Annotated in this window: 28 protein-coding genes and 2 pseudogenes; 17 read left to right on the plus strand and 13 right to left on the minus strand. The window is 66.1% G+C overall.

Features of this window, described 5'->3' with window-relative positions:
• The 4 genes and pseudogenes from WAN02_RS28725 to WAN02_RS28740 all read left to right on the plus strand — a co-directional run.
• Positions 1 to 331: pseudogene (locus WAN02_RS28725) on the plus strand (polyprenyl synthetase family protein); the annotation flags it as partial.
• Positions 332 to 348: 17 nt separating this feature from the next.
• Positions 349 to 1,101 (plus strand): FAD-dependent thymidylate synthase, encoded by a 753-nt coding sequence (gene thyX, locus WAN02_RS28730; RefSeq protein WP_422268786.1) that lies wholly within the window; start codon positions 349 to 351, stop codon positions 1,099 to 1,101.
• Positions 1,102 to 1,156: 55 nt separating this feature from the next.
• Positions 1,157 to 2,059, plus strand: coding sequence for a 4-hydroxy-tetrahydrodipicolinate synthase (gene dapA, locus WAN02_RS28735; RefSeq protein ID WP_422268787.1), 903 nt, complete (start codon positions 1,157 to 1,159; stop codon positions 2,057 to 2,059).
• Between the two features lie 19 nt (positions 2,060 to 2,078).
• Positions 2,079 to 3,755 carry a ribonuclease J gene (locus WAN02_RS28740; protein WP_422268788.1) on the plus strand — a complete coding sequence of 559 codons (1,677 nt, stop codon included), beginning with the start codon at positions 2,079 to 2,081 and terminating at the stop codon, positions 3,753 to 3,755.
• Positions 3,756 to 3,784: 29 nt separating this feature from the next.
• Here the strand turns inward: WAN02_RS28740 and WAN02_RS28745 are convergent, their stop codons facing one another.
• From WAN02_RS28745 to WAN02_RS28770, 6 genes and pseudogenes are all read right to left on the minus strand, one after another.
• On the minus strand, positions 3,785 to 5,527 hold the full coding sequence (locus WAN02_RS28745; RefSeq protein WP_422268789.1) for a GMC oxidoreductase: 1,743 nt from the start codon (positions 5,525 to 5,527) through the stop codon (positions 3,785 to 3,787).
• Positions 5,517 to 6,347: a gluconate 2-dehydrogenase subunit 3 family protein gene (locus WAN02_RS28750; RefSeq protein WP_422268790.1), complete on the minus strand. Its 831-nt coding sequence runs from the start codon at positions 6,345 to 6,347 to the stop codon at positions 5,517 to 5,519. Before WAN02_RS28750 ends, WAN02_RS28745 begins: the two co-directional genes overlap by 11 nt.
• 62 nt (positions 6,348 to 6,409) lie before the next feature.
• Positions 6,410 to 6,865, minus strand: coding sequence for a hypothetical protein (locus WAN02_RS28755; protein WP_422268791.1), 456 nt, complete (start codon positions 6,863 to 6,865; stop codon positions 6,410 to 6,412).
• 97 nt (positions 6,866 to 6,962) lie between these two features.
• Positions 6,963 to 7,834, minus strand: a pseudogene (locus WAN02_RS28760) (SAM-dependent methyltransferase).
• A gap of 3 nt (positions 7,835 to 7,837) precedes the next feature.
• Positions 7,838 to 8,659, minus strand: coding sequence for a mycofactocin-coupled SDR family oxidoreductase (locus tag WAN02_RS28765; RefSeq protein ID WP_422268792.1), 822 nt, complete (start codon positions 8,657 to 8,659; stop codon positions 7,838 to 7,840).
• On the minus strand, positions 8,656 to 8,970 hold the full coding sequence (locus WAN02_RS28770) for a putative quinol monooxygenase (RefSeq protein ID WP_422268793.1): 315 nt from the start codon (positions 8,968 to 8,970) through the stop codon (positions 8,656 to 8,658). The genes WAN02_RS28765 and WAN02_RS28770 overlap by 4 nt, the downstream gene beginning before the upstream one ends.
• 137 nt (positions 8,971 to 9,107) lie before the next feature.
• On the opposite strand from WAN02_RS28770, the gene WAN02_RS28775 reads away from it, so the two are divergent.
• On the plus strand, positions 9,108 to 11,612 hold the full coding sequence (locus tag WAN02_RS28775) for a DNA translocase FtsK 4TM domain-containing protein (protein ID WP_422268794.1): 2,505 nt from the start codon (positions 9,108 to 9,110) through the stop codon (positions 11,610 to 11,612).
• A gap of 8 nt (positions 11,613 to 11,620) precedes the next feature.
• On the opposite strand, the gene WAN02_RS28780 is transcribed toward WAN02_RS28775, so the two are convergent.
• The 3 genes from WAN02_RS28780 to WAN02_RS28790 are packed head-to-tail and all read right to left on the minus strand — an operon-like array spanning position 11,621 to position 13,258.
• Positions 11,621 to 11,980, minus strand: a complete 360-nt coding sequence (locus WAN02_RS28780) for an SgcJ/EcaC family oxidoreductase (protein ID WP_422268795.1) — start codon at positions 11,978 to 11,980, stop codon at positions 11,621 to 11,623.
• The gene (locus WAN02_RS28785; protein ID WP_422268796.1) at positions 11,967 to 12,677 is read right to left on the minus strand and encodes an SDR family NAD(P)-dependent oxidoreductase; all 711 of its coding nucleotides are present in this window, start codon (positions 12,675 to 12,677) and stop codon (positions 11,967 to 11,969) included. The genes WAN02_RS28780 and WAN02_RS28785 overlap by 14 nt, the downstream gene beginning before the upstream one ends.
• Before the next feature lie 59 nt (positions 12,678 to 12,736).
• On the minus strand, positions 12,737 to 13,258 hold the full coding sequence (locus WAN02_RS28790; protein WP_422268797.1) for an amino-acid N-acetyltransferase: 522 nt from the start codon (positions 13,256 to 13,258) through the stop codon (positions 12,737 to 12,739).
• 143 nt (positions 13,259 to 13,401) lie between these two features.
• On the opposite strand from WAN02_RS28790, the gene pgsA reads away from it, so the two are divergent.
• From pgsA to pspM, 5 genes are all read left to right on the plus strand, one after another.
• The gene (pgsA, locus tag WAN02_RS28795) at positions 13,402 to 13,998 is read left to right on the plus strand and encodes a CDP-diacylglycerol--glycerol-3-phosphate 3-phosphatidyltransferase (RefSeq protein ID WP_422268798.1); all 597 of its coding nucleotides are present in this window, start codon (positions 13,402 to 13,404) and stop codon (positions 13,996 to 13,998) included.
• A complete protein-coding gene (locus tag WAN02_RS28800; protein WP_422268799.1) occupies positions 13,976 to 14,464 on the plus strand; it encodes a CinA family protein in 489 nt (162 codons plus the stop codon). Before pgsA ends, WAN02_RS28800 begins: the two co-directional genes overlap by 23 nt.
• A gap of 79 nt (positions 14,465 to 14,543) precedes the next feature.
• Complete coding sequence (gene clgR / locus WAN02_RS28805) at positions 14,544 to 14,870, plus strand: transcriptional regulator ClgR (RefSeq protein WP_422268800.1); 327 nt, start codon at positions 14,544 to 14,546, stop codon at positions 14,868 to 14,870.
• Between the two features lie 88 nt (positions 14,871 to 14,958).
• Entirely contained in the window at positions 14,959 to 15,795 is an 837-nt protein-coding gene (gene pspA / locus WAN02_RS28810) for a phage shock protein PspA (RefSeq protein WP_422268801.1), read from the plus strand.
• A 15-nt stretch (positions 15,796 to 15,810) separates the two neighbouring features.
• Positions 15,811 to 16,632, plus strand: a complete 822-nt coding sequence (pspM, locus tag WAN02_RS28815) for a phage shock envelope stress response protein PspM (protein WP_422268802.1) — start codon at positions 15,811 to 15,813, stop codon at positions 16,630 to 16,632.
• A 3-nt stretch (positions 16,633 to 16,635) separates the two neighbouring features.
• On the opposite strand, the gene WAN02_RS28820 is transcribed toward pspM, so the two are convergent.
• Together WAN02_RS28820 and WAN02_RS28825 are read right to left on the minus strand one after the other, a co-directional pair.
• Complete coding sequence (locus WAN02_RS28820; RefSeq protein ID WP_422268803.1) at positions 16,636 to 17,049, minus strand: DUF5313 domain-containing protein; 414 nt, start codon at positions 17,047 to 17,049, stop codon at positions 16,636 to 16,638.
• Between the two features lie 5 nt (positions 17,050 to 17,054).
• Positions 17,055 to 17,477: a limonene-1,2-epoxide hydrolase gene (locus WAN02_RS28825; RefSeq protein ID WP_422268804.1), complete on the minus strand. Its 423-nt coding sequence runs from the start codon at positions 17,475 to 17,477 to the stop codon at positions 17,055 to 17,057.
• A gap of 38 nt (positions 17,478 to 17,515) precedes the next feature.
• Between WAN02_RS28825 and WAN02_RS28830 the strand changes: the two genes are divergently transcribed.
• The 4 genes from WAN02_RS28830 (at position 17,516) to recX (ending at position 20,607) form a co-directional block, all read left to right on the plus strand.
• On the plus strand, positions 17,516 to 18,688 hold the full coding sequence (locus WAN02_RS28830) for a glycosyltransferase (protein WP_422268805.1): 1,173 nt from the start codon (positions 17,516 to 17,518) through the stop codon (positions 18,686 to 18,688).
• Positions 18,689 to 18,701: 13 nt separating this feature from the next.
• On the plus strand, positions 18,702 to 18,896 hold the full coding sequence (locus WAN02_RS28835) for a DUF3046 domain-containing protein (protein ID WP_422268806.1): 195 nt from the start codon (positions 18,702 to 18,704) through the stop codon (positions 18,894 to 18,896).
• 165 nt (positions 18,897 to 19,061) lie between these two features.
• Positions 19,062 to 20,114: a recombinase RecA gene (gene recA / locus WAN02_RS28840; protein WP_422268807.1), complete on the plus strand. Its 1,053-nt coding sequence runs from the start codon at positions 19,062 to 19,064 to the stop codon at positions 20,112 to 20,114.
• Entirely contained in the window at positions 20,080 to 20,607 is a 528-nt protein-coding gene (recX, locus tag WAN02_RS28845) for a recombination regulator RecX (protein ID WP_422268808.1), read from the plus strand. The genes recA and recX overlap by 35 nt, the downstream gene beginning before the upstream one ends.
• Positions 20,608 to 20,699: 92 nt before the next feature.
• Here the strand turns inward: recX and WAN02_RS28850 are convergent, their stop codons facing one another.
• Positions 20,700 to 21,083 (minus strand): hypothetical protein, encoded by a 384-nt coding sequence (locus WAN02_RS28850; protein ID WP_422268809.1) that lies wholly within the window; start codon positions 21,081 to 21,083, stop codon positions 20,700 to 20,702.
• 106 nt (positions 21,084 to 21,189) lie between these two features.
• Between WAN02_RS28850 and miaB the strand changes: the two genes are divergently transcribed.
• Positions 21,190 to 22,710: a tRNA (N6-isopentenyl adenosine(37)-C2)-methylthiotransferase MiaB gene (miaB, locus tag WAN02_RS28855; RefSeq protein ID WP_422268810.1), complete on the plus strand. Its 1,521-nt coding sequence runs from the start codon at positions 21,190 to 21,192 to the stop codon at positions 22,708 to 22,710.
• Positions 22,707 to 23,330 (plus strand): hypothetical protein, encoded by a 624-nt coding sequence (locus WAN02_RS28860; RefSeq protein ID WP_422268811.1) that lies wholly within the window; start codon positions 22,707 to 22,709, stop codon positions 23,328 to 23,330. Before miaB ends, WAN02_RS28860 begins: the two co-directional genes overlap by 4 nt.
• Here WAN02_RS28860 and WAN02_RS28865 read toward each other — a convergent pair.
• Positions 23,327 to 24,646, minus strand: coding sequence for a DUF349 domain-containing protein (locus tag WAN02_RS28865; protein WP_422268812.1), 1,320 nt, complete (start codon positions 24,644 to 24,646; stop codon positions 23,327 to 23,329). The genes WAN02_RS28860 and WAN02_RS28865 overlap by 4 nt on opposite strands.
• A 323-nt stretch (positions 24,647 to 24,969) precedes the next feature.
• Here WAN02_RS28865 and WAN02_RS28870 point away from each other — a divergent pair, with 323 nt between their 5' ends.
• A complete protein-coding gene (locus WAN02_RS28870) occupies positions 24,970 to 25,881 on the plus strand; it encodes a DMT family transporter (RefSeq protein ID WP_422268813.1) in 912 nt (303 codons plus the stop codon).
• Positions 25,882 to 25,919 lie beyond the last annotated feature (38 nt).

Here is a 25,919-nt window from a genome sequence, read left to right on the forward strand (position 1 = left end):
CATGTATGGCAAGGAGATTTTGGGCGATCTGTATGAAGGCAAACGCACGCTGCCGCTCATGCACCTGCTCAGCGTCGCTCAGGGCTCCGATGACTCACTGGTCCGCGAATACCTCCACCTGACGAGATCGCAGCGGTCGGCCGAGCTGGTGCAGCGGGTGCGCGCGTTGATGGACGACTACGGCAGCATCGCGTTCACCAGTGAATACGCCGAAGGCATCTTGCTGGTCGCCGAGGAGTATTTCGAGCACGCGTTCGCGGGCGCAGAACCCGGGCCGGATCTCGATTTCCTGCGAGCACTGGTCCCGTACGTCTGGGCCCGCTGGCGCTGACGGTTAGGGTGTTCGCCGTGGCCGAGACCGCGCCGTTGCACGTGCAACTGATCGCCAAGACCGAGTTCGTCGCGCCGCCCGAGGTGCCGTGGAGCACCGACGCCGACGGTGGTCAGGCGCTAGTCGAATTCGCCGGCCGGGCGTGTTATCAAAGCTGGTCCAAACCCAATCCGAGGACCGCGACCAACGCCCGCTATCTACAGCACATCATCGACGTCGGGCATCTCTCGGTGCTCGAGCATGCGAGCGTCTCGTTCTACATCACCGGCATCTCGCGATCGTGCACCCACGAGCTGATCCGGCACCGGCACTTCTCCTACTCGCAGCTGTCGCAGCGCTATGTGCCGGAGAACGAATCCCAGATCGTCGTGCCGCCCGGCATGGAAGACGACGACGATTTGCGGCGCATCCTGGTCGAGGCTGCCGACGCCAGCCGAGCTACCTACACCGAGCTGCTGAGCAGGCTGGAAGCCAAGTTCGCCGATCAGCCGCAGGCAGTCCTGCGCCGCAAGCAGGCTCGCCAGGCAGCTCGCGCCGTATTACCCAACGCCACCGAGACCCGCATCGTCGTCAGCGGCAACTACCGGGCGTGGCGACATTTCATCGCCATGCGGGCCAGCGAGCACGCCGACGTCGAGATCCGGCGGCTGGCCGTCGCGTGCCTTCGGCAGCTGGTGGGCGTCGCCCCCGCTGTGTTCGGCGACTTCCAGATCTCCACGCTGACCGACGGCACCGAGGTGGCGACCAGTCCGTTGGCCACCGAAGCCTGAGCCATGCACGCGGCGGTGCCAAATGGGGTTGCTACCGCCAGGTAATCTGGGGTCCGTGAGCACCGGCGGATTCGACGTTTACACACGCCTGGGCACGCTGCTGACCGCCATGGTGACGCCGTTCGCCCCGGACGGATCCCTGGATCTCCCGGCCGCGGCCCGACTGGCCAACCACCTCGTCGACAGCGGCTGCGACGGCCTGGTCATATCCGGCACCACCGGCGAGTCGCCGACCACCACCGACGCCGAGAAGCTCGCCCTGCTGGGGGCCGTGCTCGAAGCGGTGGGCGACCGCGCCCGCGTCATCGCCGGCGCGGGCAGTTACGACACCGCGCACAGCGTCCACTTGGCGAAGGCGTGTGCCGCCGAGGGGGCGCACGGTCTGCTCGTGGTCACGCCCTACTACTCGCGGCCTCCGCAAGCCGGGCTGGTCGCTCACTTCACGGCGGTCGCCGACGCGACGCCACTGCCGGTACTGCTCTACGACATCCCGCCGCGCTCGGTGGTGCCGATCGAATTCGAGACGCTGCACGTGTTGGCGGCGCACCCCAACATCGTCGGGGTCAAAGACGCCAAGGGTGATTTGCACGGCGGCACGCAGCTGATGTCGGAGACGGGCCTGGCTTACTACTCCGGCGATGACGTGCTGAACCTGCCGTGGCTGGCGATGGGCGCCACCGGCTTCATCAGCGTGATTTCCCACCTGGCGGCCGGCCAGCTCCGAGACCTGCTGTCCGCCTTCGCTTCCGGAGATGTCACGACCGCCCGCAAGATCAACGTCGCGCTCGCCCCGTTGAGCAATGCGATGGGCCGCCTGGGCGGGGTGACACTGTCCAAGGCGGGATTACGCCTGCAGGGCATCGAGGTCGGCGACCCGCGCCTGCCGCAGGTGGCCGCCACCGCCGAACAGATCGATGCACTGGCTGCCGACATGCGGGCAGCGTCGGTGCTCAGGTGAGCCAGAGGGTGGCTCGCAGGTGGATGTAGACCTTGAACCGCCAGGTCCGCTGACCACCGGTGGTCTGCGGGTGACCGCGTTGGGCGGAATCAACGAAATCGGCCGCAACATGACGGTTTTCGAGCATCTGGGCCGGTTGTTGATCATCGACTGCGGGGTGAAGTTTCCCACCCACGACGAACCGGGCGTCGACCTGATCCTGCCTGATCTGCGTCACATCGAACACCGGCTGGATGACCTCGAGGCGCTGGTGCTGACGCACGCCCACGAAGACCACATCGGGGCGATCCCGTTCCTGCTCAAAATGCGGCCCGACATACCGATTGTCGGTTCGAAGTTCACCCTGGCCCTGCTTGCCGCGAAATGCCGTGAGCACCGGCAGAAGCCGGTCTTCGTTCAGGTGGCCGAAGGGATGCGCACCACGCACGGGGTGTTCGAGTGCGAGTTCTTCGCGGTCAACCACTCCATTCCCGACGCGCTGGCGATCGCGGTGCGCTCCGGTGCCGGAACCGTGCTGCACACCGGCGATATCAAGCTCGATCAATTACCGCCCGACGGCCGACCCACCGACCTGCCGGGCATGTCACGGCTCGGCGACGCCGGCGTCGATTTGCTTTTGTGCGACTCGACCAACGCGGAGATCCCCGGTGTAGGGCCGTCGGAGAGCGAGGTCGGGCCGACGCTACACCGGCTGATCCGCAGCGCTCACGGCCGCGTCATCGTCGCGTGCTTTGCTTCCAACGTCGATCGGGTGCAGCAGATCATCGACGCCGCGACGGCGCTGGGCCGGCGGGTGTCGTTCGTCGGGCGGTCCATGGTGCGCAACATGGGAATTGCGCGCGACCTGGGTTTTCTGCAGGTGGACGAGGCGGATCTGGTCGACATCGGCGCTGCCGAGATGATGGCCCCCGACCAAGTAGTGCTGATCACCACGGGAACGCAGGGCGAGCCGATGGCGGCGCTTTCGCGGATGTCGCGCGGCGAGCATCGCAGCATCACGCTGACGTCCGGAGACCTGATCATCCTGTCGTCCTCGCTGATACCGGGCAACGAGGAGGCCGTCTACGGAGTCATCGACGAGCTGGCCAGAATTGGGGCTCGTGTTGTCACCAATCAGCAAGTCCGCGTGCATGTTTCAGGCCACGCCTACTCCGGTGAACTGCTTTTCCTCTACAACGGTGTTCGCCCTCGCAACGTGATGCCGGTGCACGGCACCTGGCGGATGCTACGAGCCAACGCCAAGCTGGCGGCCAGCGCCGGTGTCCCGGAAGAGTCGATCGTGTTGGCCGAGAACGGCGTCAGCGTTGACTTGGTGGGCGGCGCGGTGCGCATCGCCGGTGCGGTACCGGTTGGCAAGATGTTCGTCGATGGCTTGATCACCGGTGACGTCGGCGACATCACGTTGGGTGAACGGCTCATCCTGTCATCGGGTTTCGTGTCAGTGACGGTCGTGGTCGGGCGCGGTACCGGGAAGGTGGCGGCCCCGCCGCAAGTGCATTCGCGGGGTTTCTCCGAGGACCCCAAGGCGCTGGAGCCCGTGGTGCGCAGAGTCGAAGCGGAGTTGGAATCGCTTGCGGCCGACAACGTCACCGACCCGGCTCGGATTGCGCAGGCGGTCCGTCGCACGGTCGGCAAATGGGTGGGGGAGACCTACCGTCGCCAGCCGATGATCGTGCCGACGGTTATCGAGATCTGAGCCCTGCGGCGTTCGGCGCCAGTGTTACCTCAGCCGCGTTGGCCGAAGGCGGGGGCCGGTAAGGCGGACCGCCTGCCGGTCAGCCCCCGCGCGGTGCGCAGCGCGACCGCCATGATCGTGTTGGTCGGATTAGAGCCGCCGGAGGTCGCGAACACGCTGCCGTCCGAGCAGAACACGTTGTCCATCTGATGCATTCGGCCATTCCCATCGACGACGCTGGTCGCCGGGTTGACGCCCATCTGCATCCCGCCCATGGTGTGCAGGCCGGTCGGTGGCGCGGTGCCCCCGATGGAATTGGCGGTGCTCTGCGGTACCGCGGCGTACAGCTGCGCTCCGGATGCCCCGCACATCGTGGAAAGCAAAGGGATGAAAAAGTCTTGCGAGGCCTTCTCGAACCTTCCGATCTTGTAGGTGACCCGGGGTGCCGGCTGCCCATTGAGGTCCTTGATCGTCGGGTCAAGAGTGACGTTGTTGGTCAGGTATGGCATGTCGGTGGCAAAGCAATCGACGCCGGCGAGTCGGTCGCGCAGCAGCGAGGCTTGCATCAGATCCTTGAACGCGCGGCCGAAAAACTGCACGCCCGGGATCAATCCGAGGATCTCTTGGTAGAACTTGCCTTCCGCGATCGGGTTCTGGCTACCCCCGAGCTCGCACAGGCCGGCACGGATGTAGGGCAGACCGGCCAGCCGCGCGAAGACTCGAGCTCCGGGGAAGTCGGGATCGTTGAAGTCGAACACCACCTGCGTACACGAGCGACCGCGGTAGGCGTGCACTCGCTGGTTGAGGAAGATCGCGAAGCCGTCGTAGAAGTTCTGAAACATGATCCGTTTGCCGATGCGGGCATACGGGTCGGGAAGGTTGGACAGCAGCGCCAAGCGCGGCGACAACACCGCGGAGCAGGCCAGCACAACGATGTCGGCGCTCTCGCCGCCGGCGTTGCCCGCGGCGTCGATGAAAGAGACGCCGGTCGCACGACGGCCGGTGTAGTTGACCTGGGTGACGGTCGTCTGCGGTCGCAATTGCGTCCGCCCGGTGCGCAGCGCGCGCCGCAGCATGATGAGGTTGCCCGGCTTGGCTGAGATCGGACACCCGTAGCCCGAGCAGAAGCCGCAGTTGTTGCACGCCGGGGATCCGTTGTACTCGACCGAATTGGCCGCCATCGGGAAGTAGAAGGGATGCAGCCCAAGGCGTTTGGCCCCCGCCGCAAGCAGCATCGACGAGCGCATCTGCGCCCCTGGCGGCATCGGGTAGGGCCTCTGCTGCGGCTGGTGCCTCTGCACGAATCCCGGTATCGACGCGACATCCCCTTGCACTCCGATCAGCGTCTCTATCTCGTCGTAGTACGGAGCGAGCTCGCTGTACTCGAACGGCCAATCCGCCATGTCCGCGCCAGGCACGGGGCCGAGCAGCGACAGCCCCTTGAAGTCGATGTCCCACATCCGGGTGACCTTGACGTCCGAGTGTGGGAACGCGCCGCCGACCTGGTTGGGCAGGTCATTGACGTCGCCGACGTAGGTGCTGGCCGCGTTCTGGCTCGCGGTTTGGCGAAACGTGCGCGGGTAGGCCAAGGGATCTGGCTGCTCGAAGTAGCGGTACTGCGACTTGAGCTCGTCGTTGGAGAACAACGTCGGGAACGGCCCTTGCCCTTCGATGTTGGAGTAGTAGTTCGGTCCCATCTCGAAGATCACGACATCCCAGCCGGCTTCGGCGAGTTCCATCGCCATGACCGACCCGCCCGGTCCGGAGCCGACGATGATCGCTTTACCGGCCAATATTAACGCCGGCCTTTCCCCCCATTTTCGCGATCGCCAGCGCCCACCCGCCTTGCACCAACATGCCGATGATCCCGCTTTGGGCCGCCGTGTCCCCTTGGGCCGCTTCGACTTCGGCGTCGGTGTAGCCGCGCGGCTCGATGTCCCCGGGCCAGGCGATGCCTTGCCATCCCACGAGGTTTGCGTTGCCGCCGTACTCCGGGACGGAGTACATCCCCTCGATGGCGTGACCGAACAGCACTTGGGTAAACGACACCGCCTGACCGGTCGCCAGGATGTTGTTCTGTTTCGACTTCGACTCCGTGGTGAAATCGCCACCGGCCAGTTGGTCAAGCAGCGCAATGCCGGCGGTGTACTGGCTGCGTAGGTTGGCGATTCGCTGTTGCCAGGCGTAGTTCTGGGCGCGGTCGAGCGGGACGAAGTTGGCCATAAAGTCCACCGAGCCGCCAGCGCGATTACTCCACGGCCCGCCGGCGTGCACCTTGGCTGGCGAAAAGGAAAATGCCCCGAGCATGACGTCGATGTACCGCACCACGTTCGCTTCGTGCGCCCCCGGGGTGGTCACGCCCGGGTCATCTCCCGGGCCGGGGATCAGGCGACGGGTGGCGGCGTCGAGCACCGCGGCTTGATGCGGGGAGAGGTACAGGTAAGACGTGTCGGCGGCGTCCGCGGCGGTAGCGGTATCGCCGGGATCGGCGGAAGCGGTAGGGACGGCGCTGCTTACGGCGACCAGGGGCAGCAGAGTGAGCCCACCGAGCATCCTGCGCCGGGACACCGGCGCCGACAGACCGTAACCGGGGACGGCCCCGTCGCTGGCCACGGGCAGAGTATGACGCCGATTTGATGTTGATTAGAGGAACGTTCGCGTCCGGCGTGTCGGACTCAACTTCCGGATTCGTGGTAGCGGGCGAGTGCGCCGCATCGCAACGTCGCCGGCGGCGCCTCTACCGCCTCAACGATGTGATCGAAAAGCAAACCGACTAAAGGCATTACCCGAGTGTGGGACAGAACGAGGTTTTGGCGCAGTCGGGCCAGGGCGGTGAAATCGCCGTCGGCCAGCTCGTCGAGTAGCGCGATGCCGTCGCTGTACTGGTCGCGGAGGTCGGCGGCACGCACCCGTAGTGCGAAGGGCTGGGCGTCGAAGTTTGAGAGCAGCCGGTCCACATGAGCGACGACGAGCTCAGGCGTGCCCCATTCCGCGCTGGAAATCAGTTGGCCGGTGGCGGCATAGAGCACCGCGGCCTGGTGCGGTGATAGAAATCGGTAGCCAGCGAATACCTGGCGCCGAGGCGACGGCGCCACTGGGCCGGATAAGCGGGCAGCCTCGTTGCTGGCCACGCATTCAGTATGACGCCGTTGTGGGGCCGAGCAGGGGATGCGAAGCGGCGGCGTGTCGGAACTGCGTCGATCCGGGTGCGCGGAGGCTCGAAGAGGGTCAAGCCTTTTCGGCGTAGGCCGACCATTCGATCGGCGACACGGTGAGATGGCGACCGGTTGGCTCGACGTATCGGCGCATGATCAGGTCGGGTCCGGCTTGTTCGGCCAGCTGCCATCCGTGGCCGGCCAGAAACGCCGCAACCTCTTGCGGCGGTATCCCGAACTGCCACAGCTGCCGGCGCTGCCGGAACCTGCGGTACAGCGGGTCGGCACCGTAGAGGTTGATGCCGTCGATGAAATCCCTTCGGACATAGGTGAACACCAGTCGGCTGCCCGATATCGCGTGGCGCAGTTCGTTCAACGTGGCATGGACCGCTTCGGCGCTCAAGTACTGGGTCACGGCTTCCCAGACGAAAAAGGTGCGGCTGTTCGGGTTGTAACCGTGTCGAGTCAGCACGTCGAGAACGTCGTCGTGTTCAAAGTCCAAGGGCACCAACCGAACCGATACCGGCTGCGCGCCCAGCGCCCGTTGCACAGCCGCTGTCTTGCGGGCGATGTTGACGGGCTGGTCGACCTCGAAAATCGGGATCCGGGTGTTTGTGGCCAACCGGTAAGCCAGCGTGTCGAATCCGGCTCCCAGTACGACCACTGCGTCGATGTCGTCGAGTGATTCGTTGACCTGTCGGCGATGTAGTGCTTACGGCAGTTCATGCTGGCCCACAGGCCTGGGCCCTCGCGCTCCATCGCGGCCATCGCCAGCCGCCTCATCGGGTTCGGCGGCGTTGCGGTGACCAGCCACCGGGTCGGCGCAGGCAATAACCGCGCCGCCAGATCATCGTCGACCAACCGCCGGCCGGGCGGTTCACTTTGTTCCAAGGCGACCAACACCATGGGGCCGAAAGCGGTTTGTGCCGCTGGATTTCTCGCCACGCGCTACTTGTTCAGGAAGCCCGCATCGACGGGCAGGGTGACACCGGTGATGTAGCGAGCCTGGTCGGACACCAGCCACGCGACCGCGTTGGCGATGTCCTCGGGTTGGAGCACCTCCACCGGTAACGCGTTGCCCATGCTGCCCGGCGAATCTGACTCGGCCGCCATCTTGGCCAGCCATCCCCGGGTGAAGTCGTTGTCGATCATCGGCGTCTCGACGCCGGTCGGGTGAATCGAGTTGACCCGGATGTTTTGTTTGGCAAGCAGATTCGCGTACACGCGCATCAGACCGACCACGCCGTGCTTGGCGGCCGCATAGCCCACCGATCCCGCGTCGGGGCTGCCCACGCCCGCCAGTCCGGCGGCGGAACTGATCAGCACGATCGACCCGCCGGCCCCCTGCTTGATCAAGGCCGGTATCGCGGCCTTGATGGTGTTGTAGACCCCGGTCAGATTGACATCGATCACGTCGCGCCAGCCGTCGTCACCGGACTGCATCGGGGCGATAGCGGCGTTGGCGACCACGATGTCGAGTCGGCCGAGTTCGTCGACACCCGCCTGAACCGCGTCCGACAGCGACGCTCGGTCGCGAACGTCGGCCTCCTTGGCGACGATCCGTGCTCCGGTGTCTTCGACGAGTTTGACGGTGGCGGCAAGATCGTCGGCGGTCGCCAACGGGTAGGGCACGCTGGCAATCGGCGCGCAGATGTCGACCCCGATGATGTCGGCGCCCTCGGACGCCAGTCGCACCGCATGGGCGCGGCCCTGCCCACGCGCGGCGCCGGTGATCAGCGCGACTTTGCCTGCGAGTGGGCCTTCGGTCACGGGCGAATTTGCCCCTTGTCCGGGTCGCCGGCGGGAACCGGCTGCAGCATCTTGATGTCGGGTGCGCCGACCAGGTGCTCGCCGGCCGCGGTGAACATCTTGGCTACCGCGGGAGCGCTGCTATGGGTCTTCAGCGCATCTTCGTCGGCCCATTGCTCGACGAAGACGAAGGTCTCGCCCGATTGGTTTACCGAATACAGCTGGCAGCCGGGTTCCGCGTGCACCTCCTCCGCCGCGGTCGTGAGGATGTCACGAACGGTGTCGACCGATTCGGGTTTGACGGTCAGCGTAGCGACGACGACGACGGGCATTCAGGCCTCCTGAAGATGAGTGACGGGTGTCACCCTACTCAGCTGTTTTCGCCGCTGAATCGCCGGTTGGATGGTTACGGCCAGGTAACCAGTGTGGCGGATGGTGCAGATGGTGTTATAGCGATTAGGCTTGCCGTATGGCTAGCAAGACTGTCGCGCGCTCCGGAGCCCGAACGAGCAGGTCAAAGAGCTCTTCGCGGTCGGCGCAGCCCCGGCGTAGGCCTGGGCGAAGGCCCGCTAAGGCTCCGCGCCGGCCCGCCAGGCGCCGCAACCACTCGCTGGTGTCCAACGCCGGGCTGGCGTGTGGTCGCGCCGTGCGTGGAACGTGGCTGATGCTGGCCAAGGGAACCGGCAGCACGGCGCGGTCGGTGGGCCGGGCCCGCGAGATCGATCCGGGACACCGTCGCGACGGGATTGCGCTGGCGTTGCTGGGTTTGGCGGTCGTGATCGCTGCCAGTTCCTGGTTCGACGCCGCCCGCCCCGTTGGCGCTTGGATCGACTCGGTGGTGCGCATCTTCATCGGCTCGGCGGTGGTGGTGCTGCCCGTGGTCACCGCTGCGGTCGCCGTGCTGTTGATGCGTACCGAGCCGAATCCGGAGGCCCGCCCCCGGCTGGTGCTCGGCGCGGCAATGATGGCGCTGCCGGTGCTGGGCTTGTGGCATCTGTGGGCCGGCTCGCCGGACACTCCGGCCGGACGTGCGCACGCCGCTGGATTCATCGGCTTCGCCATCGGGGGACCGCTCTCGGAAGGATTGACCAAGTGGATCTGCGCGCCGCTGCTGTTCATCGGCGCGCTGTTCGGTCTACTTTTGTTGACTGGCACCACGATTCGCGAACTGCCGGACACGCTGCGTTCCATGTTCGGCACCCGGATGTTCGACTACCGCGACGGCGATGAGTACTACGACGAGTCGAGCACGGAAAATGATGTCGCCGAAGACTTTTCCGACGGATACTACGACGAATCCTCGATGTACGGCGACGACGAAGCCCAGGCGTGGCCGTCGAACGCCGGCCCGGTCACCCCGGACGACAACCCGACGGTGCCGGAGCCCACGGTGTCGCGCAGCCGCAAGCGCGACGCCAAAAACGTTGCCAAGCAAGACGCACTGGTCGTCGACCGGGTTGTCGAGGGCCCGTACACGCTGCCGCCGCTGAGCCTGCTGGTGGCCGGCGATCCGCCGAAAAAGCGCAGCGCCGCCAACGATCAGATGGCCGAGTCGATCAGCTCGGTCCTGCAACAGTTCAAGGTCGACGCCGCGGTCACCGGCTGCACACGCGGGCCGACGGTCACCCGCTACGAGGTCGAGCTGGGCCCCGGCGTGAAGGTGGAGAAGATCACCGCCCTGCAGAAGAACATTGCCTACGCGGTGGCCACCGAGAGCGTCCGGATGCTCGCCCCGATCCCAGGCAAGTCCGCCGTCGGCATCGAGGTGCCCAACACCGACCGCGAAATGGTGCGCCTGGCAGACGTTCTCACCGCGCCGACGACTCGCCGCGACCACCACCCGCTGGTGATCGGGTTGGGCAAGGACATCGAAGGCGACTTCATCTCGGCCAACCTGGCCAAGATGCCGCACCTGCTGGTCGCCGGTTCGACCGGCTCCGGTAAGTCCAGCTTCGTCAACTCGATGCTGGTCTCGTTGCTCACCCGGTCCACACCGGAAGAGGTCAGGATGATCCTGATCGACCCGAAGATGGTGGAACTGACGCCCTACGAAGGCATTCCGCACCTGATCACGCCGATCATCACCCAGCCGAAGAAAGCGGCAGCAGCGCTGGCGTGGCTGGTCGAGGAGATGGAGCAGCGCTACCAGGACATGCAGGCGTCCCGGGTGCGCCATATCGACGACTTCAACGCGAAGGTGCGCAGCGGAGAGATCACCGCGCCGCTGGGCAGCCAGCGGGAGTACCGGCCCTACCCGTACGTCGTGGCGATCGTCGACGAGCTCGCCGACTTGATGATGACGGCGCCGCGCGACGTCGAGGACGCCATCGTGCGGATCACTCAGAAGGCCCGTGCCGCAGGCATTCACCTGGTGCTGGCCACCCAGCGTCCCTCGGTCGACGTAGTGACCGGCTTGATCAAGACCAACGTGCCGTCGCGGCTGGCGTTCGCCACATCGTCGCTCATCGACAGCCGGGTGATCCTGGATCAGGCCGGCGCCGAAAAGTTGATCGGCATGGGCGACGGCCTGTTCCTGCCGATGGGTGCGAGTAAGCCGCTGCGGCTGCAGGGTGCCTACATCACCGACGAGGAGATCCAAGCCGTCGTCACCGCGTGCAAGGACCAAGCCGAACCCGAATACACCGAGGGTGTCACCACGGCCAAGGTCAGCGGCGAGCGCAAGGATGTCGACCCCGACATCGGCGACGACATGGATGTCTTGCTGCAGGCCGTCGAGTTGGTGGTATCCAGCCAGTTCGGCTCGACCTCGATGCTGCAACGCAAGCTTCGGGTCGGTTTCGCCAAAGCCGGCCGGCTGATGGACCTGATGGAGACTCGCGACATCGTCGGCCCGAGCGAAGGTTCCAAAGCGCGTGACGTGTTGGTCAAGCCCGAGGACCTGGCCGGAACGCTGGCGCTGATCCGCGGCGGCTCAAGCGCCGACGGCTCGGATTCTGACAGCGAAATCGACTGACCCGCAGACTAATCGAGCTTGGACGCCTGGTAGTAGTAGATGCTCCAGCCGTCGTCGTTGTGCTTGACCACCACGCCGAGGAACACGCTGATGACATGCCCGTCTGGAAACGTGAAGTCGGCGTGGACATATCCGAGCACCTGATCGGCGCCCAGTCGGCGGGCCTGCAGGATCTGGTATTCGACTGTCAGGCCTACCGGTTGGCTCGCGTAGTAGTCGATAACGCCTTGGCGGCCAACGCTGTAGGGGCGTAGACCCTGGAAGATGGCGTCCTCGGTGAAGACCTCCGAGACCCGCTCGGGCTGGTGTGCGTCGATGCCGGCCTTCCAGCGGTCCAGGGCGTCGCGCAGCGCATCAGTGTCCGGCACTTTGACCTCCATCCACGTGCAGGATCTCGCCGGTGACAAAGGGCGAGTTCTCCAGATACAGCACGCCCTTGACGACATCGTCGATGTCGCCCACGCGCCCCAACGGATGCCTCTTGGCCAACGCATCGTATGTCGCCGGATCGTGCATGGGAGTGCGAATGTCGCCGAGAGCGACGGCGTTGCACCGGATACCGTGCTTCGCGTACTCGATGGCCAGTTCTTTGGTCACGGCGTTCAACCCGCCTTTGGTCAGTGACGCCAACGCAGACGGGAGCGCAGAGTCCGCGTGGTCGACCAGGCTGGTGGAGATGTTGACCAGGTGGCCGCCTGCCCCGCCGCTCAGCATCGCGGACACCGCGGCACGCGAAACCTCGAAAAACCCGCGCAGATTGACTCCGGTGATCGCGTCATAGTCCGCGTCGGTGTACTCGGTGAACGGCTTGGAGATGAAGATGCCGGCGTTGTTGACCACCGTTCGGATTCCGCCGAACCGCTCGAGCGCGGCGTCGACGATGTGTTGGCCGACGCCGGGCTGCCCGATGTCTCCGGCGACGGTGAGCACCATCGGATCGTCGCTTGGGGTCACATTGCGCGAGTTCGCGACGACGGCGTAGCCGAGCCCGCGGTAGCCGGCGACCAGGCCGGCGCCGATTCCCTGCGAAGCGCCGGTGATGACGACAACGGGTCGAGAGTCCACCTGGCCCATCCTTCTGCACGGTGACTACGCATGCCATGGGCGGAAGGGAATCCGCTTCGCTACAGCACCAGCAGCATCCGCGAGTTGCCCAGAGTGTTCGGCTTGACGTAGCTGAGATCCAGGAACTCGGCGACACCGATGTCGTAGGAGCGGCACATTTCCTCGAAAACCTCGGCGGTCACCGGGGTGCCCTCGATCTCGGTGAACCCGTGCCGGCCGAAGAACTCGGTCTCGAAGGTCAACACGAACAGCCGCTGCAGCTGCAAGTCGCGGGCGATCCGGAGAAGCTGGTCGACGATGGCATGCCCGATGCCGCGTCCCGTCATCGACGGGTCGACAGCCACGGTGCGCACCTCCCCGAGATCGGCCCACAACACATGCAATGCGCCGCAACCGACCACGACGCCGTCGTGCTCGGCCACCCAGAACTCCTGGACCGCTTCATACAGCGTCACCAGATTCTTTTCCAACAGGATCTTGCCGGCGTAGGTGTCGACGAGGTCCTTGATCACCGGGACGTCGGAGGTTCGCGCGCGCCGGATCGCAGGCCCGTTGGCCGCCGGATCGCTCGCTGCGTTCACGAATTGCAGAGTATCGGTTCGGGCCCGCCCGGCGACGATGCAGTGGGGGCACATCCCGGCCGCGCGGCGGCGAGGCGGACGCGTGGCGCGACGTGGAGCAGGTAATCAGGCCCAGCGCTGCGGTAACCGATATTCTGGTTGCCGTGTCGGGACAGCCTCAAACAGGTCCAGTAGTCCCGCGCGTTCGGGTCACCAACCTCGCTAACGTGCTCACGCTGTTGCGGCTGGTGCTCGTTCCGGTCTTCCTGCTGGCATTGTTCGCCGGTAACGGGCACGAAACCGCCAGCCGGATAATCGCTTTCGTCGTTTTCACGGTCGCGGTCATCACCGATCGTTTCGACGGCGCGCTGGCCCGTAACTACGGCATGGTGACCGAATTCGGCACGATGGCCGACCCGATCGCCGACAAGACCCTGATCGGCGCCGCGCTGATCGGGCTGTCGATGCTCGGTGACCTGCACTGGTGGGTGACGGCCGTCATCCTGGCCCGCGAGGTCGGGATCACGGTGTTGCGGTTTGTGATGCTGCGCCACGGCGTCATCCCCGCCAGTCGTGGCGGCAAGCTCAAGACCCTCGTGCAAGCCGTCGCGATCGGAATGTTCGTGCTGCCGGTGTCGGGTTCCTGGCTGGTCGCCGCGTGGGTGGTGATGGCAGCCGCGATCGTGCTGACCGTGCTGACCGGGTTGGACTACGTCGCCTCCGCCGCAAGGGATGCTCGTGGACGACCCGCTGCTCAGTGACGATGCGCGTGGGCTGGTCGCCGATCTGACCGTCCGCAAGCAGAGCCTCGCGACTGCCGAGTCGCTGACCGCCGGGCTGCTGGCCGCGACGCTCGCCGGCGTGCCCGGTGCCAGTGAGGTCCTGCGTGGCGGCCTGATCACCTATACCGAGCACACCAAAGTCGTGCTGGCCGGCGTCGCGCCGCAGATTCTCGACGAGGTCGGCCCGGTCGCGGGCCCGACCGCCCGGGCGCTGGCTGTCGGCGCGCGCCAACGCTGCGATGCCACCTGGGGTGTCGGGTTGACCGGCGTCGCCGGACCCGACCCGCACGGCGGCCATGCAGTGGGCACGGTGTTCATGGGTCTGGCCGGCCCGGTCGACACCGAGGTGATCGAGCTGAAGCTCACTGGAACGCGCTGGGACATCCGAATCTCGGCGGTGCGCGAGTCGATCAGCAGGCTGCGGGCGCTGGTCGCGGCCGAGTAAGCAGGCCCGGGAACCATTGACCGCGCGGCGTGCGTTGACCTGATGAAGAATCAAGCTGACCGGAGTTAAGGAGAGCGCGATGGCGTCATTGCTACGCGAAGTCCTCGGCGACGTACTGCGTCGTGCCCGCACCAAGCAAGGCCGGACGTTGCGTCAGGTATCCGACTCCGCGCGGGTCAGCCTGGGATACCTGTCCGAGGTCGAGCGCGGCCGCAAAGAGGCTTCCAGCGAGCTGCTCAGCGCGATCTGCGACGCGTTGGACGTGCCGTTGTCTCAGCTGCTCGTCGACGCCAGCGAACAGCTGGCCCGCCGGGAGCAGGCCATGGCCAGCGCCCGCAGTGCGGCCAACATCGACGCCAGCACCAAGGTCGTCATTCCGCCCGTCGTCTCGATGGCCGTCGCCTAGCCCGGCTAGTGAGGGTGTGGCAATCGTGGCGGAGACGATAAGTTGAGGCTCAGGGCAGACACCTACACACAAAGGCGGAGCTAAACCCATGGCCAACCCGTTCGTCAAGGCGTGGAAGTACGTCATGGCGCTGTTCAACTCGAAGATCGACGAACACGCCGACCCGAAAGTGCAGATTCAGCAGGCCATCGAGGAGGCGCAGCGTCAGCACCAGGCGCTGACCCAGCAAGCCGCGTCGGTGATCGGCAACCAGCGCCAACTCGAGATGCGGCTCAACCGTCAACTCGCCGACATCGAAAAGCTTCAGGTCAACGTCCGGCAAGCAGTGACACTCGCCGACCAGGCCACGGCTGCGGGAGACGCCGCGAAAGCCACCGAATACAACAACGCCGCTGAGGCCTTCGCGGCGCAGTTGGTGACGTCTGAGCAGAGTGTGGAAGACCTCAAGGCGTTGCACGACCAGGCGCTGGGCGCTGCCGCACAGGCCAAAAAAGCCGTCGAGCAGAACGCGATGGTGCTTCAGCAGAAGATCGCCGAGCGCACCAAGCTGCTCAGCCAGCTGGAGCAGGCCAAGATGCAGGAGCAGGTCAGCAAGTCGCTACGGTCGATGAGCGAGATCGCCGCGCCGGGTACCACCCCGAACCTCGACGAGGTGCGCGACAAGATCGAGCGCCGCTACGCCAACGCGCTCGGCCAGGCCGAGCTGGCCCAAAGCTCGGTGCAGGGCCGGATGATCGAGGTCGAGCAAGCCGGCGTGGAGATGGCCGGCCACTCGCGGTTGGAGCAGATCCGGGCGTCGATGCGCGGCGAGGCGTTGCCGGCTGGAGGGTCGGCGGGCGGCGCGGCGAGCGATTCCACGGCTGCGCCGGGCACGCCGGCATCGGCGCCTACGGCTGCGCCCACCGAGAAGCCCCTCGGTCAGTAAGGGACGAGCACTTCGATGGCGGTGCAGCCGGGTCGCAATTCCGCGTGGCGGACATTGCTGATGCGCGGCCTCGACACGGCCAGCGACGTTTCCGAGCTGTTAGTCCAGAAGATCAGCGCAGTGATCGATCCGCGGGAACGGCAGCTGCGTCGTAGGCGCCGCGCGCTGCGCTGGGGTCTGATCTTCAGCGCGGGGTGCGTGTTCTGGAGCGTGGTGACGGCGATCCTGGCGGCATGGGGTTGGTTCGCGCTGCTGCTGGAGATCACCGGCGGCGTCGCCGTCGTGCAAGCCATGATCGCCACGCTGCTGCTGATCCGGTACCGCTGGATGAAAGCCGATCCGCTGCCCGCGCAACGGCCCACCAACATTCGGCGCCTGCCGCCGCCGAGTTCGGCGGCCCGACCGGCGATGTATGCGCTCGGTGCTTCCGAACGGGGTTTCTTCTCGTTGCTGGGGGTTATGGAGCGCGGCAACATGTTGCCCGACACCGAGATCAGTGAGCTGACCGCGGCGGCCAAAAAGAGCTCGGCCGCCATGGCGGCGACCGCCGCCGAGGTGGTGTCGATGGAGCGTGCGGCCAACGGCACGCCACAGTCCCGCTCGTATCTGGCGCCCACCATCAACGCGTTTATCGCGCAATTGAGCGCCGGGGTGCGTCAGTACAACGAAATGGTCACCGCCGCAGCGCAATTGGTGTCATCGGCGAACGGTGATCGCGGCGCCGCGTTGGTCGAATCACGACAGCGCTACCGTGACGAGCTTGCCGGTGCCACCGATCGTCTGGTCGGCTGGTCGCAGGCGTTCGACGAACTCGGCGGGCTTCCGCGCCGGGCGTAGAGCTCAGATGTCTTGGCCGTGGCTGGTCGATTCGTCCCTGGGGCCGTACCGCTCGATATACGACTGACGCATTTGCTCTTCGCGCTTACTGCGGCGTGCGTCGACCAGATTCGGGTCGAGGCCGTGCACCTGCAGCATGTGCCGGCGCCACACCTTGTTCAGTGCGTGCGAGAAGTACACGAACGGAATGAGAATGGGCAGCGTCATGCTCAGGTGGACGTCCCACGTCGTCGGGATCAGCCAGAACGGCGCGAGCACCAGCACCGCCGGAACGGCGACCCGGCGCATCATCCGGCCGGTCGCACCCCTGCCGGCCAGATCGTTGCGCACCCAGTCCCGCATCGAGTCGGGCAGCTGCCCCCCGCAGCAGTATCGAATGAACTGAAACGCGTCGGGCCGTACCCCGCTTTCGGACATCGGAGTTAGAACGACGTCCGCAGCGCCGGCACCACGAGGCCGGCGAGGCCGCGCAGGGTCGCCTTGAACATGTCGAAGAAATCGAAGTAGTCGCGCCACAACGTGATCTGTCCGTCATGGACTTCGAATACGCCGCAGACCCAGAACTGCAGCCGCAGCGGCCCGAAGATCAGCGCGTCGGTGCGTTCGGTGAGTACGGCGGCGCCGTCGGCGGCGATCCGGTGGATCTTCACCTCGAAACCGCTGGCTCCGCCGAGCGGGCTGAACAGTTTCATCGCCCTGCGACGGCCATGGATCGTGGGCAAACCGACGTTCTGGTACACGAGATTTTCTGCCAACGCGGCGCCGGCGGTATCGAGGTCGGCGTCCTGCAGCGCATGCAGGAAGACCTCGACGGTGCGGGTGTTCTCGAGAGTCTGCTCGGTCATGATCACAGCCTAGCGAGCAGCTGTGGCAGGGTGATGCGATGCGCGTCGCCGTGGTGGCCGGGCCGGACCCCGGGCACTCATTTCCGGCTATCGCGTTGTGTCAGCGGTTCGTGGCCGCCGGCGACACCCCCACGCTGCTGACGGGTGCCGAGTGGCTGGAAACCGCTCGCGCCGCCGGTGTCGATGCCGTCGAACTGGCGGGGCTCGACCCCACCGCGGACGACGACGACCGCGACGCCGGTGCCAAAATCCACCAGCGTGCGGCTCGGATGGCGGTGCTGAACGTGCCGCAGCTCCAAGCGATGGAGCCGGACCTGGTGGTGTCCGATGTCATCACCGCCTGCGGCGGGATGTCGGCTGAGCTGCTGGGAATCCCGTGGATCGAACTCAACCCGCATCCGTTGTACCTGCCGTCCAAAGGCCTGCCGCCGATCGGCAGCGGGCTGGCGCCGGGCACCGGGATCCGCGGCCGGTTGCGGGATGCCACGATGCGCGCGCTGACCGCCCGATCCGTGCGGGCCGGCGCCCGCCAGCGTGCCGAGGTGCGCGTCGAGATCGGTTTGCCGGCAACCGATCCCGGCCCGCTGCGCCGGCTGATCGCGACGCTGCCTGCCTTGGAGGTCCCGCGGCCGGACTGGCCGTCCGAAGCCGTTCTGGTGGGTCCGCTGCACTTCGAGCCGACCGAGCAGGTGCTGTCCATTCCGCCGGGTTCGGGGCCGGTGGTGGTGGTCGCTCCGTCGACGGCGATGACCGGGACGAAAGGGTTGGATCAGGCCGCCCTGGACTGCCTGGTGCCCGGATCTGGTCTGCCCGCCGGTGCGCGGGTGGTGGTGTCGAGACTGAACGGTCCCGATCTGACGCTGCCGCCGTGGGCGGTAGCCGGGCTGGGCCGCCAAGACGACCTTCTCGCGCATGCCGACCTGGTGATCTGCGGCGGCGGACACGGCATGGTGGCCAAGACGTTGCTGGCCGGCGTGCCGTTGGTGGTGGTGCCCGGCGGAGGCGACCAATGGGAGATCGCCAACCGGGTGGTGCGCCAAGGCAGTGGCAGGCTGGTGCGGCCATTGACCGACGAGACACTGGTCAGCGCCGCCGCCGAAGTGTTGGCGACGCCGAGCTACCGCGACGCCGCGCAGCGCGCCGCGTCCGGCGCGGCCGACGTCACCGACCCGGTGCAGGTGTGCCGTCATGCGCTCGCGCCTGCCGGGTAGGTAGCTTGGCTGGGTGCGGCTCACGGAATTTCACGATCGGGTCACCCTGCGGTTCGGCGCGACATACGGCGGCTCGGTGCTGGCAGACCACGTGCTGACCACCTTCGGCGGGCGCACCGCCGCACAGGCGATCGAGGACGGAATCGACCCTCGCGACGTGTGGCGCGCGCTGTGTGTCGACTTCGACGTCCCCCGCGAACAGTGGTGATCGGACCCTAGACACGCCGGCGGCGCGCCTCCTTGCTTTCGAACACCTGTTCGCTACTGTGGTGATCGTTCGACGGGCCCGACTTGTCGGAGGGCTGCTTTAACGTCACGGCCAACTGACCAAGACCGGTCAAATCGAACGACGACTACACCGAGAGGTAGCACCATGGCACAAGCCCCAGACCGCGAAAAGGCGCTCGAATTGGCACTGGCCCAAATCGAGAAGAGTCACGGCAAAGGTTCGGTGATGCGCCTCGGTGACGAAGTGCGCGTACCGATCTCGGTCATCCCGACCGGGTCGATCGCGCTGGACGCCGCCCTGGGCATCGGCGGCCTGCCCCGTGGTCGGATCGTGGAGATCTACGGCCCAGAGTCCTCGGGCAAGACCACCGTCGCACTGCACGCGGTGGCCAACGCCCAAGCCGCAGGCGGCATCGCGGCGTTCATCGACGCCGAGCACGCGCTGGATCCCGACTATGCCAGCAAGCTGGGCGTGGACACCGATTCGCTGCTGGTCAGCCAACCGGACACCGGCGAGCAGGCACTCGAGATCGCGGACATGCTGATCCGTTCGGGCGCGCTGGACATCCTGGTCATCGACTCGGTGGCCGCACTGGTGCCGCGCGCGGAGATCGAAGGCGAGATGGGCGACAGCCACGTCGGACTGCAAGCCCGGCTGATGAGTCAGGCGCTGCGGAAAATAACCGGCGCACTGAGCAATTCGGGCACTACGGCGATCTTCATCAACCAGCTTCGCGAGAAGATCGGGGTGATGTTCGGCTCGCCCGAAACAACAACGGGTGGAAAGGCTTTGAAGTTCTACTCGTCGGTACGTCTGGATGTGCGACGGATCGAGACGCTCAAGGACGGTACCGATGCGGTCGGTAACCGCACCCGGGTCAAGGTCGTCAAGAACAAGGTGTCGCCGCCGTTCAAGCAGGCCGAGTTCGACATCCTCTACGGCAAGGGCATCAGCAAGGAAGGCTCGCTGATCGACATGGGTGTGGACCAAGGCTTCGTTCGTAAGTCCGGGTCGTGGTTCACCTATGAGGGCGAACAGCTGGGGCAGGGCAAGGAGAACGCCCGCAACTTCCTGCTGGAGAACGCCGACGTGGCCAACGAGATCGAGAAGAAGATCAAGGAGAAGCTCGGCATCGGTGCGGTAGTGACTGACGACGTGACCAATGACAGCGTCCTGCCCGCTCCCGTCGACTTCTGAGCCATCTCGCGAAGAGCAGGCGCGGGCGCTGTGCCTGCGCCTGCTCACCGCGACGGCGCGGACCCGTGCTGAGCTGGCCGGTCAGCTGGCCAAGCGCGGATACCCAGACGATGTCAGCACCAGGGTGCTGGATCGCCTGGCTGACGTCGGATTGATCGACGACGCCGACTTCGCCGAACAGTGGGTGCACTCGCGGCTGGCGAACGCAGGAAAAGGCAAGCGCGCGTTGGCTGCTGAGCTGCGTACCAAGGGCGTCGACAAGGACGTGATCACCTCGGTGCTCGGCGGCATCAATCCCGCGGCCGAGCGTGGTCGCGCCGAAGAATTGGTGCGCAAGAAGCTTCGGCAGGAAAACCTCAGTGACGAAGCTGCCGATGCCCGGGTGACCCGCCGGCTGGTGGGGATGCTCGCGCGTCGCGGTTTCGCGCAGTCGATGGCCTACGACGTCGTCAGCGTCGAGTTGGCCGGCGAGCGGGAGCGCAGGCGCGTCTAGCTCAGACGAAGGCGGCCGCGTTCTGTTGTGCCCCATGGCCGCATCAACTTTGGCGGTTATGTCGGCAGAGCTCGGCGCTCGGGCCGTCGAACCTATGGGCACCAGGGGGGAATGGGGCAGAAATTGAGGCCGGGCGGCGGCTCTGGAGGGGGTGCGGGTGGGTTATCTCCGTCGAAGACATTTTGAGCTGCATTGCCCTGCCCAAACATGACGAACCAGTAGGTGTGGCAGATCCCCATGTCCCACACCACCGGGTTGGTGCGGTGATTTCCGGTCTGCGGCAACGGTTGGCCGGGGCACCAGTGACAAGGGCCGTATGGGTCACGTGGGTTGGCCGGCGTATTGGCCGGGCAGCCGGGCTGACCAAGCGGGAAGGGACCGCCGGGGAGACCTTGGGCAGTACCTGTGCCCACGATCACCGCAACAGAGCCCCACAACAGCACAGTCGTCGCGAGGCCGGCGATCAGTCGCTTCACGACCTGCGATTATTCCCCGAGCAGGCCGGGGTGTCCATTGGGCGATTGTTGGGTAGCCGACGACCACGCGAGCACCGGTGGTCACAGCTCGCCGTACCATGGCCCAGTGACTTCGACGGTGACATCGGATGCGGCGCCCAGAGCGACGCCGCCGTCGTCGCACCGCACTTACCAGGTCCGCACCTACGGATGTCAGATGAACGTCCACGATTCGGAGCGGCTGGCGGGCCTGCTCGAGGCGGCGGGCTACCGGCGGGCGGCTGACGGCGACGACGCTGACGTGGTGGTCTTCAACACCTGCGCGGTCCGCGAGAACGCCGACAACAAGTTGTACGGCAACATCAGCCACCTGGCGCCGCGCAAGCGGAGCAACCCTGACATGCAGATCGCGGTGGGTGGCTGCCTGGCCCAGAAAGACAAAGATGACGTGCTGCGCAAGGCGCCGTGGGTCGACGTCGTCTTCGGCACGCACAACATCGGTTCGTTGCCGGCGTTGCTCGAACGGGCCAGGCACAACAGGGTTGCCCAGGTTGAGATCGCCGAGGCGTTGCAGGAGTTTCCGTCCGCATTGCCCGCTGCCCGCGAATCTGCCTACGCTGCCTGGGTTTCCATTTCAGTGGGCTGCAACAACAGCTGCACGTTTTGCATCGTGCCGTCGTTGCGGGGCAAGGAAGTCGACCGCGGCCCGAAGGACATCTTGGCTGAAGTGCGTTCGCTGGTGGACGACGGCGTGCTGGAAGTCACGCTGCTGGGCCAAAACGTCAACGCGTACGGGGTATCGTTCGCCGACCCGCGGATACCGCGAAACCGAGGCGCGTTCGCCGAGTTGCTCACCGAATGCGGACGCATCGAAGGCCTCGAGCGGGTGCGGTTCACCTCTCCGCATCCGGCTGAGTTCACCGACGACGTCATCGAGGCGATGGCGCAGACGCCGAACGTCTGCCCGGCGCTGCACATGCCGCTGCAATCGGGTTCGGACCGAATATTGCGCGCAATGCGGCGGTCCTACCGGGCCGAGCGTTACCTCGGCATCATCGATCGGGTGCGGGCGGCGATGCCGCACGCGGCGATCACCACCGACCTGATCGTCGGATTCCCCGGTGAAACCGAGGACGACTTCGCTGCCACATTGAATGTCGTTCGACAGGCCAGGTTCGCCAACGCCTTCACTTTCCAGTACTCCAAACGTCCCGGTACCCCCGCGGCCGAACTGGACGGTCAACTTCCGAAAGCCGTTGTGCAGGAACGCTATGAGCGGCTGATAGCACTCCAGGATCAGATCGCGCTGGAAGAGAACCGCAACCAGATCGGCCGGAAGGTCGAACTGTTGGTGGCCACCGGCGAGGGCCGCAAGGACAGCAGCACCGCACGAATGAGCGGACGGGCGCGAGATGGTCGCCTGGTGCATTTCACACCCGGCGAGCAGCAGGTGCGCGCGGGCGACGTCATCACGACCACCATCACCCGAGCTGCCCCCCATCACCTGATCGCCGACGGCGATGTCATCAGCCATCGCCGCACCCGCGCCGGTGATGCCGCGGGGCAACGTCCATCCGGAGTAGGGCTGGGTATGCCGGGCGTCGGGCAACCCGCGGCGGCGCCAGAGCCACAAGGCTGCGCTCGATGAGCCAGAACGAGCCGAAGCGAGGCGAGTTCGACGCCTTCCGGGACGACATCGAAGCCGCCGAGCGTCGTATCGCCCGCGAAATAGAGCCGGGCGCACGAGCTTTGGTTGTGGCCATTTTGGTGTTCGTGCTGATCGCGTCCTTCATATTGCCGCACACCGGCGACGTCCGCGGATGGGATGTGCTGTTCTCCACGCGGGGCGCCGGCAAAGCGGCAATAGCCTTGCCGTCACGTGTATTCAGTTGGCTCGCTTTGGTTTTCGGTGTCGGATTTTCGATGTTGGCGCTGTTGACCAGGCGGTGGGCGCTGGCCTGGGTCGCGCTGGCGGGTTCCGCGGTGGCCAGTGCCGCCGGTTTGCTGGCCGTGTGGTCACGACAGACAGTGGCCTCTGGACACCCGGGTCCCGGCGTCGGGCTGTTCGTGGCTTGGATCGCCATCATCCTGTTGACGTTCCACTGGGCGCGGGTGGTGTGGTCGCGCACGATCGTGCAGCTCGCCGCCGAGGAACAGCGTCGTCGAGCCGCAGCACATCTGCAGGCCCGAACGTTGCTGGAAACCCTCGACGACCCTGACCGCGCTGAGCCGCCGAAGCCCAACGACACGGCGCAGCCGCCGGGCTAGCGCTTGCGGGTCAGCGCATCGGCAGCGGCCTCGGCCCATTGCCGCCATTGTTCGGCGTTGGCCTTCGCCTCTTCGGCTTCCTTGGAACGTCCTGCCGCTTCGGCCTTTTGGGCCTGGCGCTCGAACTGCTCGGCACGTTCCCGGAACTGCTCCGCCCGCGCCTGAGCCTGGGGGTCGGGGCCGGAGGGCTCGGCAGCGTCGCGCACCTTCTTCTCGACCGCACGCAGTCGACGCTCGAGGTCGGCCGACCGCTCCCGGGGAACCTTGCCGATCGCGTCCCACTTGTCGCCGATCGTCCGCAAGGCAGCCCTGGCTTCGGGATTGCCGGTGTCGAGCTTTTCGGCCTCCGACAGCAGCGCCTCCTTGGCGGTGGCGTTCGCGACGAATTCGGCATCCCGGTCGGCGGTCGCGGCATTGCGGGCCTTGAAGAAGGTGTCCTGGGCGGCTTTGAAGCGGTGCCACAGGGCGTCGTCGACATCGCGGGCCGCGCGTCCGGCCGCCTTCCAGTCGACCAGCAGCTTGCGGAATTCGGCGCTGGTCGCACCCCAGTCGGTGGAGTCGACGAGTTCTTCGGCTTTGACGCAGAGCGCTTCCTTGGCCTCGCGGGCACCTGCCCGATCGCGATCCAGTTCCGCGAAATGCGATCCGCGCCGACGGTTGAACGTCTCTCGCGCCGCCGAATAGCGCTTCCACAGCGCATCGTCGGTTTTGCGATCCAGGCCGGAGATCGTCTTCCACTCGTCCAGGATCGAGCGCAACCGGTCGCCGGCGACTTTCCATTGCGTGGATGTGTTGGCCATCTCCTCGGCCTCGACGGCCAGGGCCTCTTTACGCGCGGTTTGGGCAGCGCGATGTTCGTCGCGACGAGTGCGGTCGGCCGCGGCGGTGGCTTCGGCGTGCTCGGCGATCCCGGCCAGTCGAGCGGCCAGCGCATCGACGTCTCCGAGCACGTTCGCGCTCGGCAATGTCTCGGCCAGGCCCGCGGCGGTGGCTTTGATCTTGCGTGCATCACCGGTACCGGCGGCCAATCGCTCTTCCAGCAACGCGATTTCGGTGCTCAGGTCTTCAAAGCGACGACCGAAGTGGGCGAATGCCGCTTCGTTGTCGCCCGCTTGCCAGGATCCGATGGTTCGCTCGCCGGCAGCGCTGATCAGCCACACCGTTCCGTCGTCATCCACGCGGCCGAATCGGTGTGGGTCACTGGCGGGCGCCGATGCAACCAGGTGAGGGTTGGGGCGGGGCGTCGGTTTGGGCCCGGGCCGCGGTCCGGGTCGCGGGGTGGGCCGGGGTTCATTGTGTGGCTCGTCAGGCATCATGAGCTGCCGTTACCTACCCTTCGCGCGGTTATTGGCCGCGCACCTGCCGCGCATTGCGGCGCCGTCGACACGAGGTGCTTCTGTCAGCACCTCAACCAGTATTGAAGCAGCTTGTTCCACGACGTGGCCCGAGTTGGCAGCGCGGACCTTGGCGTCACCCGCGATTACCCCTCATTCGTGAAACAATTTATGGCTTGAAACGGGCAAATCATGGCGCTAACGCCGTGGGCGAGGGGATCGGCCCGGCAGCTGAGCTGTAACCGACGGCCGGTTGCGAGTCGCCCTAGGCTGTAGACCAACTGGTCATGAACGGGCGGTGAACGATGTCGAAGGCGGACTATGCGGCGCTGATCGCGCTGTGTGCTGCTCTGGCATCCGCGATCGGCGACGTGATCCGTCAGCGGTCGGCCCAGGAGATCACCGACCAACAGGTCGGCCATCTCGAACTCTTCCGGTTGTCGGTACGCGATCCCCGCTGGTGGCTGGGCGGTATGGGGGCTGTCGCCAATTACAGCCTGCAGGCCGCCGCGCTCGCCTTGGGATCGGTGATGCTGGTGACTGCATTGCAGGTCACCTCGCTGCTGTTCGCGCTGCCGATCTATGCGCGGTTGGCTCATCACCGTGTGACGCGCTGGGAGTGGTTCTGGGCGCTGATGCTGGCCGGCGCGCTAGCGGTGCTGGTCACGGTCGGTGACCCTGGGACCGGGAGCGCGCGCGGCACGCTGGGAACCTGGGCGGCGGTGGCCGTCGTGATGGGCCCGATCCTGGTGGCGTGCGTGCTGGGTGCGCGGATCTGGGCCGACAGCACGATCGCACCGGTGCTGCTGGCGGTGGTGGCCGGCTCGTCGCTGGCGCTATTCGCGCTACTGACCAAAGGCGCCATCGGCGCGGTATCGGGTGGCTTCGGGGCATTTCTGCGCGCGCCTGAGTCCTACTGTCTGATACCGGCCGCGTTGGGGGGAATGATCTTTCAGCAGTCGGCCTTTCGCGCCGGTGCGCTGACCGCCTCGTTGCCGACGGTGACCGTCGCCAAGCCGGTGGTGGCATCGATGCTCGGAGTGGTGGTGCTGGGCGAGACGCTGAACACCAGCGGGCCAAGGGTGTTGACGCTGCTCGTCGCCGGAGTGCTGGTGGCCGTCGCGACGATCGCGCTGGCCCGCGGTGAGGCGGCCACCATGGCGGCCGGCGCTGGGCAAGACGTGGTCTTGCGTGACGGAGCGGTGTCGAATCGCTAGCTGCGACGCGCGGCGCAAGGGTTTTCATAGCGCACGTC

The sequence above is a fragment of the Mycobacterium sp. genome (assembly GCF_049281135.1).
Lineage (GTDB): Bacteria > Actinomycetota > Actinomycetes > Mycobacteriales > Mycobacteriaceae > Mycobacterium.